Raw genomic sequence first — 18894 nt, 5'->3', positions numbered from 1 at the left:
TCACTCACAATGGAGATATCCTGATGTCCATCACTCCGGCGACTCATGCCATTTCGATCAATCCCGCCAATGGCGAACGACTTTCTGTGCTTCCCTGGGCTGGTACTCATGAAATTGAACATGCGCTTGAATTGGCTGCGGCGGACTTTTGCCACTGGCGCGAAACGAGTGTCGCTTACCGTGCGGAAAAACTGCGCGATATTGGCAAGGCGCTGCGCGCCCGTGGCGAAGAAATGGCGCAAATGATCACCCGTGAAATGGGTAAGCCCATCAAACAGGCGCGTGCTGAAGTGACGAAATCCGCTAACTTGTGCGAGTGGTATGCGGAGCATGGGCCGGTCATGCTGAAGACCGAACCTACGCTGGTGGAGAATCAACAGGCGGTTATTGAATATCGACCGATGGGGACGATTCTGGCGATTATGCCGTGGAACTTTCCGCTATGGCAGGTTATGCGCGGCGCTATCCCTATTATTCTGGCAGGCAACGGTTATCTACTGAAACATGCCCCGAGTGTGATGGGCTGTGCGCAATTAATTGCGCAGGTCTTTAAAGATGCAGGTATTCCGCAAGGCGTATATGGCTGGTTAAATGCTGACAACGATGGTGTCAGTCAGATGATTAAAGACCCGCGCATTGCTGCGGTAACGGTTACCGGAAGTGTACGCGCGGGAGCGGCTATTGGTGCGCAGGCAGGGGCGGCGCTGAAAAAATGCGTGTTGGAACTGGGCGGTTCCGATCCGTTTATTGTGCTTAACGATGCCGATCTGGATCTGGCTGTGAAAGCCGCGGTCGCCGGGCGTTATCAGAATACCGGACAGGTTTGCGCAGCGGCGAAACGCTTTATTATCGAAGAAAGGATTGCCCCAGTATTCACTGAACGATTTGTTGCAGCGGCTGCAGCGCTAAAAATGGGCGATCCGCTTAACGAAGAGAACGATCTCGGCCCAATGGCACGTTTTGATTTGCGTGATGAACTGCATCATCAGGTGGAAAGAACGCTGGCGCAGGGGGCACGTTTGTTGCTGGGCGGGGAAAAAGTCGCAGGGGCAGGGAATTACTATCCGGCTACAGTACTGGCAGACGTAACGCCGGAAATGACCGCGTTTCGTGAAGAGCTGTTTGGACCGGTCGCAGCGATTACGATTGCGAAAGATGCGAAACATGCACTGGAACTGGCTAATGACAGCGAGTTCGGCTTGTCGGCAACCCTTTTTACACGCAATGAAACATTAGCCAGACAGATGGCGGCTCGTCTGGAATGCGGCGGTGTGTTTATCAATGGTTTTAGCGCCAGTGATGCGCGAGTCGCCTTTGGTGGCGTGAAGAAGAGCGGTTTTGGGCGTGAACTCTCCCATTTCGGCTTACATGAGTTCTGTAATATTCAGACCGTGTGGAAAGACCGGATCTAACGCCATATATTGAGCTCTGTTATACTCGCAGGTCTTTTCAGACCTGCGGGAAAGGAGCATAGAGTGGCAGTCGCCATGGATAATGCAATTTTAGAGACTATTTTGCGGCAAGTGCGTCCGCTGATTGGTCAGGGTAAAGTCGCGGATTATATTCCGGCGCTGGCAACGGTAGAGGGTTCCCGGCTGGGAATTGCTATCTGTACCGTTGACGGGCAACTTTTTCAAGCCGGAGACGCGCAAGAACGTTTTTCCATTCAGTCTATTTCCAAAGTGCTTAGCCTCGTTGTCGCCATGCGTCATTACTCCGAAGAGGAAATCTGGCAACGCGTCGGCAAAGATCCATCGGGATCTCCGTTCAATTCCTTAGTGCAACTGGAAATGGAGCACGGTATTCCGCGTAATCCGTTTATTAATGCTGGCGCGCTGGTGGTCTGCGATATGCTACAAGGACGATTGAGTGCACCACGGCAACGTATGCTGGAAGTAGTACGCGGTTTGAGCGGCGTGTCAGATATTGCCTACGATACCGTCGTTGCACGTTCTGAGTTTGAACATTCAGCGAGAAATGCGGCGATCGCATGGCTGATGAAGTCCTTTGGTAATTTCCATCATGATGTGACGACCGTACTGCAAAACTATTTTCACTACTGCGCACTGAAAATGAGTTGCGTGGAGCTGGCGCGGACGTTTGTTTTTCTGGCGAATCAGGGTAAGGCATTTCATATTGATGAACCGGTGGTGACGCCGATGCAGGCGCGGCAAATTAATGCGCTGATGGCGACCAGTGGTATGTATCAGAACGCCGGTGAGTTTGCCTGGCGCGTTGGTTTGCCGGCTAAATCCGGTGTTGGCGGCGGTATTGTCGCTATTGTCCCACATGAGATGGCGATTGCGGTCTGGAGCCCGGAACTGGACAATGCGGGAAATTCTCTTGCCGGTATTGCTGTACTTGAACAGTTGACGAAACAGTTAGGGCGCTCGGTTTATTAATGCGGTCACTCGATCCACTCTTCACCCGGTTATCCCGTTCGACATTCCGCTCTCGTTTTCGTCTTGGTGTGAAGGAGCGTCAGTATTGTCTGGCGAAGGGCGCACCGGTTATCGAACAACATGCGGCAGATTTTGTCGCGAAACGTCTTGCCCCGGCGTTTCCGACAAATGACGGTAAGCAAACACCCATGCGCGGACATCCAGTGTTTATCGCCCAACATGCCACTGCAACCTGTTGTCGCGGCTGCCTGGCGAAGTGGCATAACATTCCGCAGGGGGTACCGTTAAGTGAAGAGCAACAACGCTATATCGTGATGGTCATTTATCATTGGCTGGTTATTCAGATGAATCAGCCACAATAATTGCTGTATGCGATAAAATCTCATCGGATAGATCTCTTAAATTATCGCCGCTGTCAGCGAACATGCTATCCTTTATGAGAATTTACTTATTGCGTTGAGATAATTGCCGCTCGCAATTGTATGGATAGATCATTAATGCATGTACTCCCCAATACCACTTTCCGATTGTTTAAGGAAGGTCATCTGTTACGTAATAGCTTTGCTATTTTTGTACTTACCACGTTGTTTTATTTTATCGGCGCAAAGCTACGCCTGGTTCATGAACTCTCACTTTTCTGGCCGCTGAATGGTGTGATGGCAGGGGTGTTTGCCCGCTATGTCTGGCTTAATCGCCTGCATTACTATGCCATCTGTTATGTGGCAATGCTGGCTTATGACGCCATGACCACTGAATGGGGGCTGGTCTCGCTGGTTATCAATTTATCCAATATGATGTTTATTGCGACTGTTGCTCTGCTGGTGGCACGAGATAAGCGTCTTGGAAAAAATAAATATGAACCAGTAAGTGCTTTACGATTATTTAATTATTGTCTGATTGCCGCCTTATTATGTGCCATTGTTGGAGCGATTGGTTCGGTAAGTATTGATAGTCTGGATTTTTGGCCATTGCTTGCCGACTGGTTTAGTGAGCAATTTTCTACAGGGGTGCTAATCGTTCCTTGTATGCTGACACTGGCAATTCCCGGTGTTATGCCGCGCTTTAAAGCTGAGCGGCTAATGCCAGCCATGGCACTGATTGTGTCCGTTAGCGCCTCTGTTGTGATTGGTGGAGCAGGGAGTCTGGCATTTCCACTGCCTGCGTTAATCTGGTGCGCGGTGCGTTATACGCCGCAGGTAACGTGTTTGCTGACCTTTATCACCGGGGCGGTGGAAATTGTGTTGGTGGCCAATTCAGTCATTGATATCGCCGTGGGTTCTCCGTTCTCCATTCCACAAATGTTTTCCGCGCGACTGGGGATTGCCACGATGGCCATTTGCCCGATTATGGTCTCCTTTAGTGTTGCAGCGATTAATTCGCTGATGAAACAGGTCTCGTTGCGTGCTGATTTTGATTTTCTGACGCAGGTATATTCGCGGTCTGGTCTCTATGAGGCGTTAAAAAATCCGTCATTGCAGCAGACACAGCATTTGACGGTCATGCTGCTTGATATTGATTATTTTAAAAATATTAATGACAACTATGGTCACGAATGTGGCGATAAAGTTTTAAGTGTATTTGCGCAGCATATACAAAAGATTGTCGGCGATAAGGGGCTGGTTGCGCGGATGGGCGGGGAAGAGTTTGCCGTCGCAGTGCCTTCGGTGAACCCCGTCGATGGTCTGTTGATGGCGGAGAAAATCCGTAAAGGTGTGGAACTGCAGCCATTTAACTGGCAACAAAAAACGCTCTATCTTACGGTCAGTATTGGCGTCGGGAGTGGTTGTGCTTCATTTCTTACGTTAACAGATGACTTCAATAAGCTGATGGTGGAAGCTGACGAATGTCTTTATCGCTCGAAGAAAGACGGGCGAAACCGCACCAGCACAATGCGCTATGATGAAGAAGTTGTCTGACAAGTTTGCTATTTCAGGGGAAATGGCGACTAATTTGTTCTACCGATTTGTGGTTTGTCATTATGAAGTGAAGCTGTAGTTATGCTGTGTAACCCTTGAGGAACCTTGACCGACAGCACATTTTTCGCCAAAACCTGTTAGTTATTCGCCACGAGTTGATCAAAACAGGGGTTCAGTGTATTAAAGTTTGCTAACCTGTCGTACCAATTAAAACAGGTTGTATGACTAATCAGAAGGGAACCCATTGTGAAAACACTAAATCGTCGCGATTTTCCCGGTGCACAGTATCCAGAACGTATTATTCAATTTGGTGAAGGTAACTTCCTGCGCGCCTTTGTTGACTGGCAAATTGATCTTCTTAATGAGCACACCGATCTGAACGCTGGCGTAGCCGTTGTTCGTCCGATTGATACGTCATTTCCGCCGTCACTTAGCACTCAGGGTGGTCTGTACACCACCATCATCCGTGGTCTGAACGAGAAGGGGGAAGCAGTCAGTGATGCTCGTCTGATTCGTTCCGTTAACCGTGAAATCAGCGTCTACGGTGAATACGATGAATTCCTGAAACTGGCGCATAACCCGGAAATGCGCTTTGTCTTTTCCAATACTACCGAAGCGGGTATCAGCTACCACGCAGGTGATAAATTTGATGATGCGCCAGCTGTAAGCTATCCGGCCAAACTGACGCGCCTGTTGTTTGAACGCTTCAGCCATTTCAACGGCGCACTGGATAAAGGTTGGATCATCATTCCGTGCGAACTGATCGACTATAACGGCGACGCACTGCGTGAACTGGTGTTGCGTTACGCGCAAGAGTGGGCGTTGCCGGAAGCATTTATACAGTGGCTGGATCAGGCAAATACTTTCTGTTCTACGCTGGTGGACCGCATCGTTACAGGGTATCCGCGTGACGAAGTGACAAAACTGGAAGAAGAACTGGGTTATCACGATGGCTTCCTTGACACCGCAGAACACTTTTATCTGTTTGTTATTCAGGGACCTAAGTCATTAGCCACAGAACTGCGTCTGGACAAATATCCGCTCAACGTACTGATTGTTGACGATATTAAACCTTACAAAGAACGTAAGGTCGCAATCCTCAATGGTGCACATACTGCATTGGTACCGGTGGCATTCCAGGCGGGTCTGGACACCGTAGGCGAGGCGATGAATGACGCAGAAATTTGCGCATTTGTTGAAAAAGCGATCTATGAAGAGATTATCCCGGTGCTGGATCTGCCGCGTGAAGAGCTGGAATCCTTCGCCAGTGCGGTGACAGGGCGTTTCCGTAATCCATACATTAAGCATCAGTTATTGTCTATTGCGCTTAACGGTATGACCAAGTTCCGTACCCGTATCCTGCCGCAGCTACTGGCAGGGCAGAAAGTGAATGGCAAACTTCCGGCCCGTCTCACTTTTGCATTAGCGGCGTTGATTGCGTTCTATCGTGGTGAACGTAATGGTGAAACGTATCCGGTGCAGGATGATGCGCACTGGTTGGAGCGTTATCAGCAATTGTGGAGCCAGCATCGTGAGCGTGTTATCGGCACTCAGGAACTGGTTGCCATTGTGCTGGCAGAAAAAGGCCACTGGGAGCAGGACTTGACCAAGGTGCCGGGGCTGGTAGAGCAGGTGACAAGAGACCTGGATTCCATTCTGGAAAAAGGAATGCGCGAAGCGGTTCGTCCTCTGTGCTAATGGCTTTGTTATCTGAACCCGGTTACGACCGGGTTTTTTATGAACGCTGATTAGTTACAACATACTATGAGCTTAATATTAAACGGGAGATGCATGTAACTCCTGTAGCCGCTGCTGCCTTACAGGAAATTTGTGGGTAAACACCTTGAGAATGTGATCGTGATCACGTTTAATAGAGCGAAAGTTCCATGTTTGAAGATAACCATGATTGTTCGTCCACAACAGCATTGGCTGCGTCGTATTTTTGTCTGGCACGGTTCCGTATTATCCAAGATATTTTCACGCTTGCTACTAAACTTTCTCTTTTCTATCGCCGTTCTAATTATACTGCCCTGGTATACGCATCTGGGGATCAAATTTACTCTTGCGCCGTTCAGTATTATCGGTGTCGCCATTGCAATCTTTCTCGGTTTTCGTAACAACGCGGGGTATGCACGTTATGTCGAAGCGCGGCAACTTTGGGGACAACTGATGATTGCTTCACGGTCATTGTTGCGTGAAGTAAAAACGACATTGCCAGACACAGTAAGCGTAAGAGAGTTCACTAGATTGCAAATTGCTTTTGCTCACTGTTTACGTATGACATTACGTAAACAACCGCAGGCAGAAGTGTTGGCCAAATACCTTAAGGCTGACTCCCTTCAGCGCGTGCTTAAGTCTAACTCTCCGGCCAACCGTATTTTGTTGATAATGGGGGAATGGTTAGCCATTCAACGCCGAAACGGAGTACTTTCCGACATCCTTTTTATTAGTCTCAACGATCGGCTTAATGATATATCTTCAGTGCTGGCAGGGTGTGAACGTATTGCACACACGCCAATTCCATTCGCTTATACTCTGATTTTGCATCGCACAGTTTATCTGTTTTGCATAATGCTACCGTTCGCTTTAGTAGTGGACTTGCATTATATGACGCCTTTTATCTCTGTGTTGATTTCCTACACGTTCATTTCGTTGGATTGTCTGGCGGAGGAACTGGAAGATCCGTTCGGAATAGAAAACAATGACTTACCGCTTGATGCTATCTGTAACGCCATCGAAATAGACCTGTTACAGATGAACGATGAAACGGCGATTCCTCCAAAGATTCTCCCTGATCGCCATTATCAACTGACGTAACTTTTATTCTGTACGTCGGGCAACAACAAACAGCCGCGGAAATGCCAGCAGTATCTGCCCGTTCTCCTGCAGCGGATACTGCTCCTCCAGCATCTGATGGTAGCGTTCGAGAAAATGCTGTTGTTCGCTCTCGGTCAAATCCTGCAACCATGGACGTAAGCCAGTGGCGGTGACCCAATCAATAATCGCCTGGTGTGAGGGCATTTGGTGATAGTAGGTCGTTCGCCAGACATCAACTTCGCACCCAGCTTCGCTCAGAATATCGTAATAGGCATGAACGCCAGCCAGTGGTTCACGTCCTCGATCTGGATAGTTTTGCTCCCAGGCTACCTCACGCATTAATACATGAGTCGGCTCCAGCCAGTTATCTGGCATCTGCACAGCCAGCACGCCATGCGGAGCCAGTAACGAAACCAGACGGGGAAAGAGTTCATAATGGACCAGCGGGGGCATTTGAACAGAAACTTACGGTTTTGCCCCTTCGGTTGACTTACCACCGTAAGGCTCTCCATCAACAAAATAAGTACCGTTGGGTAATACGTGCTTATAGGGAAGCAAAGAAATATGAGCTAATATATCATCATCAATAATCTCACCATTTTTACGTAATTCTTCAATAATATTACTTATTCTCGAAGTGTTCCAGTAAAGGATTGCATTTGATACCAGACTCAACGCACTGGCTTTATTCATGATTTCTTCGTAGTCGCCAGTCGTGAACTCCCCCTGATTTGCAAAGAAAATCCATCTTGGTAATTTATGACGATACTCACCTTTATTAAGCTGAAGTTGAACCGTACGTCGTAATTTTTTATCAGTTATATAGCGTAGAATATATTCTGTCTTAATAATTCTGCCAAGATTTGTAAATGCCTTAGAAAGACGATCAGATGGAAAACTATTAGTGAGCCTCTCTACGATGACATGAGCTGGTGCAGTACGTTCTTTCAGAGATTGTGATACATGAATCATCGCATCCCATTGCTCTTCAATAATATCCAGATCTATTGTTTTATTCAGTAATGGTGTAAAAACTCCGTAATTAACTGTACGGTCAACCCGATAAAGTTGTTGATCCTTTAGATCTTTGATTCGTGGCATAAAGTAATAGCCAAGAAGATAACAAAGTGCGAAAATTATCTCGGTATAGCCGTGCGTGTCTGTGGTATGTTCCCGAATTTTCAGTATGGTATTATTTTCTAAAATTCCATCAAGTACATATAAGGCTTCTCTGGGATTGCAGGAAATTACTTTGGTACTATATACCGAATATTGATCTGATACGTGCGTATATATCCCGATCGCTTTTTCGTAATAACCATAATAGCGTGGATAATATGCAGCCAGGAGACTATCTGCCCTGATGCCGAAACGTTGTGCATCAGAAGACGATAATTGCCCTGAACCGTGTATTTGACTAAAAGGAAGTTGATGATGCTGATTTACAATTTCAGCACTGGCGGATTTAATAGTGTCTTCCCGAATATAAAATTGCAATACATGTCGTAACATATCGACGCTGACATCATTAACGCTGGTACTCATAGCAACCACGCCAAGATTGGTTGCTTGTGATATCAGTGCAGCAATGAGAGTCTTATAAAAATGTTTTGGCCTGCTGTTATGCTGCTGAACAGGTATGAAATGCCTGCTGAAATGAGTTTGTTGGTCGACTTCCATTAGTAGTTGCTCTATGCGAATAGAGGGCATACTGGCATCAATGACCTTTTGTAGTCGAGTGACTGCTTCTGGAATTTCAGCTTTATCGTCCCGTTGAAGTCGCAGTTTTCCGTCTTTAATTTCAGCAAAAGAATCAAATTCGAACTGTTTTTCTGTTTCACCAACTATCTTATGGAATTCAAGAATTAGTGCTGTCTTAACGTATTCCTGAGTTGGTTGTTGCAGCGCACTATAAACCCCTTCCCGGGTTGCCTGCCAGTGATGTGGATCCAGCATTAGATCCCAGAACGAAACGTACTGTTTGCTCTGAGGTACAAAGAGATCGCCTGAACGAAGGGCGTCCTTCATGGCAATAGCTACTCCAAGTTCCCATGCGTTTCGTTGTAATTTTCCATCCTTCCCTTTCAATATTCGCTGTAACTCATGTGGTACAAAATGGGTAGGAACATTGACTGGTAATCTTTTTATTTCGCCATCATCAAGTTGACGCAGGAGCATAATTGCATTGAGGAGTTGTTCTGTTCCTGGTTTTGCTTTAAAAGGTAACCGAAGAAATTCTGAAAAGTATTTACGGAATCCTGGGTAACGGGTAACAAGAATATCACCAAGTCCCCGTTCCTCAAGGCGTTTAAAAGCATTCAGATCATTCACTGATTCCAGTAGTTTTGTTTCGCTAACAGATTGCCAGAGTTCTTTTTTAAATAATGGTCTGTCATCCTGACTCCCCAGGAGCCAGTTTGTTACCTGAAGTATTGTATCTATAGCCTTTTTCTGCCGCTTGCGTAACTCACGATGCTTTTGATCATGAAGGCGTTTTCCATGGCGCAATAATTCCATTATAAACTGGTCGTGCATTTTTATCAGATTGTCGAGCAATATTTTACGTGTTTCTAATAAAAAACATAGCATTAAAGAATAACGTTTTGGTGCTTTGAAACGCTTAATATCTTTGGCAGAGTAACGATATGCCAGTTTATATAGGTAAGTCATAAATGCGGGATCAACAATAACAGAATTGACAGCATCAAGCTCACAATTATCAATCACATAATACCGTTTCATATAGCGCTTAATTGAAATAGCTGTGGCTGATGGTGGTGATTCCTTGAGCAAATAGAACAATGACCGTTGATCGCCAGGTAAGGTTACTAATAGATCATCAATAGTCTGTTTAATCCCGGCAGAAAGCTGTTTATACAGAGTGTCGAACATTCGTTCATGGACCTGAGCACAAGTGCTGATAATTAGACGCTCAATGATTGTTGGTCCTGGTAAAATTACCCGAGAAGAAAGTAAATATTGTTCAGCCCGGAGAAACAGAGCATCAGGTAAGAAACCTTTCTCAGCTTGTTTTACTAACCAAAGTTTAAGATTTGACTGAATATTTTCGTCATAACGGGTAAAACCAAGATAAGTCAGTATATTTTTACGCTGTTCAGCCAGTGTCGCTTCTCGTTCAGGTGACGCAACTGTCAGTGATGGTGGTAAAGAAAGTTGGTTATTCAGATAACTAACAATGCGTGGTGATACGCTACCAATGTCCTGAATAAATCGTCCATAAAGACGGACTGCGCAAATCTGAAGGGAGATAAATAAGCGGAAACGGGCACGATAGCGCTCAATCTCCAGTAGATCAGATGTAGTTAATGTCCAGTCCCGTGCCATTTCCTCATCAGAAAAATCCTGTGGCAACATAACTGGCTGGTAGCGTTGTCGCTGAGTCAGAAATTTTTCGTTTGTTGACATCGTTACCCCTTTCTGAAGTTTACCGTCCCGTTGATATGTTTATGGCGAACATCGTTACGCACAGGATGTAAAGAAAACGCTCGTTTTGTTTACTGCCTTTCAGGCCTCCGACAAAACAACAGATTTACAATCGTTTCGTGGTTAATATACTCGGTTAATATATCTATGTTAATATACCTGGTAATGTGACAAGTTTTTTTACTTCTGAGGGATACATATATGCTGGTTGGGTATGCCAGAGTTTCTACCGACGACCAGAATCTCAATCTTCAACGAGATGCCCTCAACCAGGCTGGATGTGAGCAAATATTCGAAGACCAACTTAGTGGTGCTAAAGCTGAACGCCCTGGCTTGTATAGTGCTTTACAGTATGCAAGAGCGGGTGACACTGTTGTGGTCTGGCGACTGGATCGCCTGAGCCGTTCACTTAAGGATCTGATAGAAATGGTGTCGTTACTGGAGTCCAGAGGTATTGGTCTGAGAAGTCTTCAGGAAGCTATAGATACATCATCAAGTTCAGGTAAGTTAATTTTTCATATATTTGGTGCACTGGCAGAGTTTGAACGTAACCTGATCCGTGAACGAACCCAGGCAGGACTCAAATCTGCACGGGCACGTGGTAAAAAAGGAGGGAGACCCAAGTCTCTTAGTAAGGACAAACAAGCCCTGGCTGTAAGGTTGTACGATGAAAGGAAGCACACGGTTACACAGATCTGCGAAATAATGGGAATTTCAAAACCTACCCTGTATAAATATATTGCAGCAGCCAGAGCCGGATAAACTCACATTCAAGAAATTACGGTTTCATCCTTTGTTCAGCAGTTGAAACCGTAAGTTTCTGTTCAAATGCCCCCGCTGGTCCATAATGATCGGGCAGCCATTGTAACGAAGCATTGGCGAAAATAAGTTCAGGTGAGCGTTCAGGTTGCCAGTCGCGAATATCTGTTTCTACAAACTCACATTGCGGTAAAGCTATACGAGCTTCAGCAATCATCGCCGGAGATGAATCAATGCCTGTAATCCTGGCTGCTGGCCAGCGTTGATACAACAGGGCGGTGCTATTACCGGGACCACAGCCGATATCGGCAATTTGCCAGACATTTTCCAGTGGGATTCTGGCAAGCAACTCCGTTGCTGGACGCAATCGTTCGGCGGCGAAGTGCATATATAAAGCAGGATTCCAGTCAGACATGCTTTTACTCCTGTCAGCGCGTTATCCAAAGTGTAGATAGAAACTTACTGCCATGCATTTTATCAACGGCGTAATTCATCGACCGATGACACCATAATGATGAAGAAGGATTTGTACTGGAGGAAAAGCTCTGAGGGACTAATGATGACCAGAACAAATGGCGGCACAAAGCGCTGGATTCTGCCTGACTATCTTTTGGTGCGCATAATGTATATTATGTTAAATTACACTTACTATCCATATCATTTACCGCCCACGGTCAACCAGGCCGTTACCCGTTTGATATGCCGCTGATATCCCCTTCTTGATTAGATGAATACGTCGGCGCTGAGTGATTGGCGAAATACACTCACCTATCAGCACAGAGGTGATGTACAATTAAAGTGTACACCTTAATGGTACAATTCAGGAGAAGACATGCAAACTTACACTTCCACACAAGCCAGAGCCAATATTGCCACTGTACTGGATACCGCGTTGAATGGTGAGCCAGTTGAAATCACCCGTCGCGACGGCAGCTCTGCCGTGCTCATTAGTAAAGCCGCATTCGAGGCGTATCAAAATGCGAAACTGGACGCGGAATTTGATGCCATCATGCAACGTCATGAACACACAATTGAAGCGTTGACTGATCGATGATTTGGGTCAGTGCACAGGAGGTTATTGCCTTCCACGATCGAATTTTGCAACGTTTTCCCGGTGTGGCGGGCCTGACTGACCCCGGCAGAGCACAGGCGTTGATTTATCGCGTGCAGAATCGTGTTCACTACGAGGGCGTTACTGACCTGTTTGAACTGGCAGCAACCTACTGGGTTGCCATCGCTCGCGGTCACATCTTTCATGATGGTAATAAACGTACCGCATTTTTCGTTACTATGACCTTTCTTTGGCGCAATGGCATCCGTATCCGTGACGTTGATAACTCGCTGGAGAACCTGACTGTCGAAGCGGCTACCGGAGAAAAAACGGTCGGTCAATTAGCGCGATGTTTACGTGAACGAGTGGATAGTTCCGGGAATTAATGGCAGAAACTCTCCCTGCTTACCAATATTTCAAATTCAAAGAGGACCTCGGACATCCCGAAGCCCTCCTGAATGAATACTACCAACTGTATTTCACCCCTAACATTCCCTGCGTATCACTGTAGCCTTTATCGCCAATTTGCACGCCGACATTTCCCCACATCGCAAGATTGTTATTCAGTTTCGCCTCTACGCCGGTACGCAATTCGGCCAGATGGCGGCTTCCTTCGCGGCTAATCTTCGTGCCGTTCATTTTTACCGCATACACCTCACTGTTGTAGAGATAGTTGGCCTCAATGTATGGCTGGAACTCTCGCTGTTTACCTGCATCACGCCGATGATAACTGTTCAGGTAAGTTCTGACACCAAGACGAGTTTGCACATTGCCATCCCCTTCGGTTTCGATATAAGTGCCATCGCTACGTGTGTGATTGCCCTCTTTCACACCCATCCAGGTAACCTGAACTTGCGGCTGAACATACCCGCTATTTAGTGTTCCTTCACTGCCTGTAAACTCACCGATAAGGAAGGTGTAACCAGCTTCCAGTGAGGCCGTAAAACCACGTGAACGGTAGCTGTCTCCCTGACGATGATCGGACTCCACTGTATTGTTGAACCAGTTATACAGTACCCAACTATCTACATATGCCCCTACTTTGTCGGCGTCGTTCTGATACCAGGTGCCGTACATCCCCACGCTATAACCATCAATACGTCCATCCGAGTGGTAACCTACGCGTTCATTTCGGGTATTACTGTGTTCATTGGCATACCCTCCCATGATACCTAAATGCCAGCGATCCTGACTGTTGCCGTTCCACTGTGCCAGGTCCCCGCCCAGTTGTACAACATAACGGTTGCTTTGCGTTTTAAGTTGATCATAACCAGAAGTCGAGCGTTCGTGCCCACCGACCTGACGCAACCACAGACTACTGGCGAAATCACCTTCATTGCGGAAAACGTCGGTATACTGCGGCTCTCCCAATCTGTCATGTAGTCGATGATTAAACAGTGTGTTAGCGGCTGCGAGATTGCTGATATAGCTACCGGCTTCAGGACGAAGCATCGCAGGACGTTGTGGATCCACTGTGGGTGGTTTCGAAACATCAGTCCCCGGAGACGTTTGCTCGTGCCATTGACTGGTCAAATACCAGTTTTTTTTCCCCTCGCCTGTCCCTTTGGCGAGGCTATATACATAAGCTCCAGCCTCAACAGTGCCATGAGTAAGTGCGAAACTCCCTGCAGAATCACCATTGACCTCAATGAGCTCTATACCCTTATCTGTTTGCGCTCCCTGACCATCAATATTATTCACCACCACCCGGGTACTACCACGGGTATCTCCGGTAACGATCACCTTATCTGTGGGCGACTCATCTCCGTTCAGCGTAGTGTTAAATGCGATCAATTCATTGTTATTCCCTGTGTAATTACCGTTAACTATAAGCTGATTACCCGGACTGGCGCCGGAGCGATTCATGCGCACTGTACCGCTATTCACAAGGTCGCCGCCAATAGTTGTCCTGGATACGTGTAATTCCCCCCCCTGCATGACATCAACATTTTTCGCTGTGGCGACAAAACCAGACATCACCGCGCCATTGTGAATATTGATCTGAGTGCTGGTCATTTTGACGATTGAATCCAGTGTTGCTCCGAGGGTAAGTTCTCCAGCCGTAATTTGCGTTGTTCCGCTATAACCAGCCGATGCGTTGGTTAATGTGAGCGTCGCATCGCCCGTTTTCTCCAGGTCGCCATTGCCGATAATTTCGTTTTTCAGTTGCCAGTTTTGCCCGGTCATCACTATCAACATTCCATAGTCGATAACCCCTGCGGTACCCAACTGCTTCTGCTCACTGATGGTAATGGCGCTACCATCCTCAATATTGAACAAACCACTGAAATTACTGTTATCGCCACGAAGGTGTACATCTGTCCCGGTAGTGGCATATACCTCACCGCGTCCTCTCAACGAGTTGGATAACGTATTTTTGACACCTTTCAGTCTTAATATTCCTTCATTGACAATATTGCCTCTGCCTGCCCCTGCCCCATTATTCAGCGATATTTCCGCACCTGAATCAATGGTATGTGTAACGCTGAGATTGCCGTTCGCTCCGATAATATCGAGTATGTTACCTGTTACATGAAAATTACCCTCACCTGTCAACATGCCATTACTTATTCCTCCCTCGCTCAGCGTAAGATAACCACCATTAAAATCCAGGAGAGAACCTGATTGCCCGCTAAATGTTCTGACGGTTTGCGCAGTAGCATTGAGATTTAACTGAGCAAGGTTGCTAATAGACAAATTTGCCGTTTTACCCAGCGCATCATTAGCATCGGTACGCAAAACACCTTTATTTATCCGAGTATCTCCGCTGTAACTATTATTGCCATTGGACAAAGACACCTGCCCGGCAGTATCAATAACCAGATGTCCTTCACCGATGATTTGAGCTGACATATCTGCGGCTGATTGCCTGTCTCCCTCGCGCTCTGCCAGCACCAGTTCTTTATTAGCATGAATATCCAGTTTGTTCAGACCATAGTTGACATACAATCCATCACCTGGCGCAGTCGTCAGGCGGAACCCATAATGTCCTGTAGCAACCTCAACGCCATGTTGTGCAATTTTCAACCTTTTATCTTCGGGTATTGGCTCCTCGTTCATAGCCTGCAACTGCAGAGAACCACCGGAACCCATGACGTTATCAGCCTTGATGAGTTGAAGCATCGGGTGCGTATCATCTTGCTCAAGGAGATTCAGAGTATTGTTGGGAGAAGCAGCCATGGGGTCATGCCATGGATCTTGCATTGCGATTTTTACGACACCGTTCCCAGAAACGTTTTGATCATGTCCGCTCCAACTGTAATTACCACTTCCTGCCACCAGAGTCTCAGCGATTATTCTGCCATTAGCATTTAAATAAGCAGGTACTGGTGTGTCAAATATCAACGTCCCGCCATTAAAGGCCAGGCCGCCGATATTTTTCTCTCCCGCTCCTACATGGATGATATTTCCTGCATTAGACTGCAGCATGGCATGGGTTAATGTAACAGTATTTGCCTTTTCAAGGATGAATGTGCTCCTGTCCATTTCTGTAATGCCGGTGAAAGCATTACCTGTAGAATCCATAAAGGTATAAATTTTATTAGTGGAAGACAGATTGACATTTAATATCCCGCTCCCGGATAGCATATTTTTAAAGCGAAAGCTATCATTCTCAGAGTTTGCTGCTTCTATTTGTAACGTGCCATTCTGTGAGATGATAACCTTACTGATTCCAAGACCATCATCGCCATTTTCAGAATGAGAAGCAATGGTCAGAATACCGCCATTTATATTAGTGTAACCGTCGTAAATGTTATTGCCTGTAAAAATGGTATGGCCTGCGTCATGAATAATAGCTGTATCAGCATAACCACCTAAAATAACCGAGTCTACATTATATCCCGCAGAGGTATTATTGGTGTGGTTAAAAACCAGATTCCCATTCCCGTTACCGAAATTTATTACCCCAAGATTGTTAATTGTTCCCGGCGCAACGGCATTCATTCCTGCAGGGGCACCGATATTCACTGTGCCTGTGCTTCCACTATTAGCGGCAATCGCCATGCTTTGGCCAGTGAGCTCGAGCTCACCCTGATTAACAAGATTAAGCGTTCCGGCACCTGAATGACCAACAGTAAGTACCGCCGACTGAAATTTAGTTCCATTGCCGTCTATGTTAACAATACCTACACCCGTGCCACTTACCCCGGCATAAGCGTTTCCAACTATAACTTGCCCCGCGCTGTTAATATTTAACGTGCCATTGCCGTCGTAACCAACATAAAACTCCTGAGCGCCGGCTTCCCACCTCCCGGAATCACTCACATTAGCAATACCAATACTACCATTTGACTGTCCTAATACTACATAACCGCCGTTGGATACTTTAGCTGTATCGCTAATATCTAATCTTCCATTGCCCTGATATCCCAAAACCAAAGCCTGTAATACCATTGACGAAGAAGCATTTTTAATATCAACGATACCGCGTCCGCTGGGATAAAAGCCTAATACCGTAGTGCCTGTATCTGTCATCTTACCGCCAGAAGAGATATAAATATCGCCAGCGCCAAACATGCCTACGTTTGAACCAGTACCTGTTGAATTAAGGTTTCCATTGTCAGTAATATTAACTGTCCCCCTTACATATTCGTTATTTCCAAATGTATTTTGCCCCGTATTATTTACTACTGCGGAATCTGAAATATTCAGTATGGCATCACTACCAAAACCAAGCCTTAATCCTCTAATATTGAGTTCTGATCCTGCATTAGCCGTGTTGATAAGACCTCCACCCGTATTTTCAAAACCAGCTGTAACAATATCTGCATCGATAACTCCACCGCTTTCAATATTTACCGTACCATAACCCTGAACACCAACATTTAGAACTTGATAGGCTCCGTTCTCAGCTTTAATGATCCAATGACCATGATTACTGACATTTACGATCCCCACAGAATTGCCTGCAAATGCCACAGCACCACTTTTTGTGCTATTTACCACACCATAATCAGAAATATTTAAAGTACCAACGCCATTTAAACCAGTCTGAATAGCATAGGTATTCAGCTCTGTACCTACACCACTGACATTAATTACGCCGTTTCCGGTATTGTTTTTACCTATCTGAATTTGTCCAACCGATGCTTTTCCACCAGTGGAAAGATAAAACTCGCCCTCCCCGCTATCACCGACAACTAAATCCAGATATTGACCATCTGTTCCTCTAATTATCCATTGTCCATTATTTTCAATATGCACTACGCCAGATGATCCTCTCGACTGACCAATGCTACTGCTAAAGGAACTATTGACTAAACCGTAATCAGAAATTAAGAGTTCTCCTGTACCGGACTGACCCACTAACATATCTCTGGTATTAAGAATTGAGCCGTTACCGCTGACATTAACTTCACCAGAGCCGCTGACAAGTTTGCCAAGAATGACTTGCCCCACGGTGACCAGGCCTCCAGATTCAATATTTAATACACCATTCCCTTCTTGTCCAATATTTAGAGATAATGGAGAGTCAGCACCATATCTGTGATCAACTAAATCCCAAAAACCTCCATCATATACATTAACCGTGCCGCGACCATTAGTTCCCTGACCAATAACAGATGAACTGGCATCACTCACTGATGCAACGATATTTGTGCCAATATTAAGCGTGCCGCTGGCGTTTGCTCCAACGATATAACCTGCATAGCTCTTATTTTCATCGAAAGTGTACTCTCCATTAAATGTCGTAGCAGCCAATGTCGATGAAGATAATCCCAGCGTGATAATTAATGTAATCTGCTGCAGTTGAGGATAGCGATTATGTTTTTTATTTAACTCCGATCGCCCTGAAAGAGTTAAAGCAAAGGATTGAGTCATTCTTTTTGTTAATTCAGAGCAAACCTGGTACACGCCCAGTGTATGGTTCCATATAACGCGGTAGATAGTGTTCATGAGTAATACTCCTTGTCCAGTTATATTTATCTCATTCGCTTCTCGCCACTCTCATCAGATTTATCGTTTTCATACAGCTAAAGTGAGTGTTGCAATGGTTAAACAAAACGTCAACGGGTCAACAAAGCCCGACGACGATAAAGACACGTTGATATATTTTCATATAACAACATTTATCTTATTGGATGTTATTAGTTTTGAAAGCAAGCAGTCGTAGCGCCAGGAGTTCAGATAATTAGTGTTTTTATAAGATTTTTACAAAAATAAAAAATGATTTTTTATTTATTTAAACGGCACAAATAGATAAAGCATAATCGTAAGGTGAAATGTACTTACCGGGTATGAAATCTGTTTTATAAATAACTCAGAAATAAAGTGCTTGATTTATAACATGATAACAATCACAAAATTATTGCAACTGGAGCGCCAATTGCACCATATTTTGTGATGTGCCAAAGTTACCATTACAGATGATATTAACAAGAACCAAATATTTTCAATGAGATAGTTATTTAGCAGCCAGAATTTACTCTGTATAAATCTGAGATTTGTCAACATATTCAGGCCTCTGATTCCCTCTTTTTTGGGTGTCATCTGTTGTACTTTA

The 18894-nt window shown here is 45.6% G+C and carries 11 protein-coding genes and 2 pseudogenes; 9 read left to right on the top strand and 4 right to left on the bottom strand.

Features of this window, described 5'->3' with window-relative positions; translation table 11 throughout:
• Positions 1-23 precede the first annotated feature (23 nt).
• The 6 genes from sad to PS053_RS02800 all read left to right on the top strand — a co-directional run bounded on the left by sad (position 24) and on the right by PS053_RS02800 (position 7135).
• A complete protein-coding gene (sad, locus tag PS053_RS02825; protein ID WP_059259336.1) occupies positions 24-1412 on the top strand; it encodes a succinate-semialdehyde dehydrogenase in 1389 nt (462 codons plus the stop codon).
• Between the two features lie 63 nt (positions 1413-1475).
• Entirely contained in the window at positions 1476-2402 is a 927-nt protein-coding gene (gene glsB, locus PS053_RS02820; protein ID WP_000257427.1) for a glutaminase B, read from the top strand.
• Positions 2402-2764, top strand: a complete 363-nt coding sequence (locus tag PS053_RS02815; RefSeq protein WP_001257077.1) for a DUF4186 domain-containing protein — start codon at positions 2402-2404, stop codon at positions 2762-2764. Before glsB ends, PS053_RS02815 begins: the two co-directional genes overlap by 1 nt.
• 135 nt (positions 2765-2899) lie before the next feature.
• A complete protein-coding gene (locus PS053_RS02810; protein ID WP_000558269.1) occupies positions 2900-4318 on the top strand; it encodes a sensor domain-containing diguanylate cyclase in 1419 nt (472 codons plus the stop codon).
• Positions 4319-4564: 246 nt separating this feature from the next.
• Positions 4565-6016: a tagaturonate reductase gene (uxaB, locus tag PS053_RS02805; protein WP_256878981.1), complete on the top strand. Its 1452-nt coding sequence runs from the start codon at positions 4565-4567 to the stop codon at positions 6014-6016.
• A gap of 204 nt (positions 6017-6220) precedes the next feature.
• Positions 6221-7135 carry a bestrophin family protein gene (locus PS053_RS02800; protein WP_024164792.1) on the top strand — a complete coding sequence of 305 codons (915 nt, stop codon included), beginning with the start codon at positions 6221-6223 and terminating at the stop codon, positions 7133-7135.
• Positions 7136-7138: 3 nt separating this feature from the next.
• On the opposite strand, the pseudogene PS053_RS02795 reads toward PS053_RS02800, so the two are convergent.
• A pseudogene (locus tag PS053_RS02795) lies at positions 7139-7573 on the bottom strand (trans-aconitate 2-methyltransferase); the annotation flags it as partial.
• A gap of 27 nt (positions 7574-7600) precedes the next feature.
• Positions 7601-10561: a Tn3 family transposase gene (locus PS053_RS02790; protein ID WP_273774644.1), complete on the bottom strand. Its 2961-nt coding sequence runs from the start codon at positions 10559-10561 to the stop codon at positions 7601-7603.
• Between the two features lie 219 nt (positions 10562-10780).
• On the opposite strand from PS053_RS02790, the gene PS053_RS02785 reads away from it, so the two are divergent.
• Complete coding sequence (locus PS053_RS02785) at positions 10781-11341, top strand: recombinase family protein (protein ID WP_021573890.1); 561 nt, start codon at positions 10781-10783, stop codon at positions 11339-11341.
• An 82-nt stretch (positions 11342-11423) separates the two neighbouring features.
• Here PS053_RS02785 and PS053_RS02780 read toward each other — a convergent pair.
• Positions 11424-11753: pseudogene (locus tag PS053_RS02780) on the bottom strand (methyltransferase domain-containing protein); the annotation flags it as partial.
• 417 nt (positions 11754-12170) lie between these two features.
• On the opposite strand from PS053_RS02780, the gene PS053_RS02775 reads away from it, so the two are divergent.
• Complete coding sequence (locus PS053_RS02775) at positions 12171-12392, top strand: type II toxin-antitoxin system Phd/YefM family antitoxin (RefSeq protein ID WP_001195490.1); 222 nt, start codon at positions 12171-12173, stop codon at positions 12390-12392.
• Positions 12389-12775: a type II toxin-antitoxin system death-on-curing family toxin gene (locus PS053_RS02770; RefSeq protein WP_000638401.1), complete on the top strand. Its 387-nt coding sequence runs from the start codon at positions 12389-12391 to the stop codon at positions 12773-12775. Before PS053_RS02775 ends, PS053_RS02770 begins: the two co-directional genes overlap by 4 nt.
• 79 nt (positions 12776-12854) lie before the next feature.
• On the opposite strand, the gene PS053_RS02765 is transcribed toward PS053_RS02770, so the two are convergent.
• Entirely contained in the window at positions 12855-18287 is a 5433-nt protein-coding gene (locus PS053_RS02765) for an autotransporter outer membrane beta-barrel domain-containing protein (protein ID WP_256921763.1), read from the bottom strand.
• Between the last annotated feature and the right edge of the window lie 607 nt (positions 18288-18894).

Origin of the sequence: Escherichia albertii (assembly GCF_028622335.1) — a bacterium.
In the GTDB taxonomy this organism is placed as follows: Bacteria; Pseudomonadota; Gammaproteobacteria; order Enterobacterales; family Enterobacteriaceae; genus Escherichia; species Escherichia albertii.
Note: the sequence above shows the minus strand (reverse complement) of the source record. Positions and strands in the feature narration are given on the sequence as shown.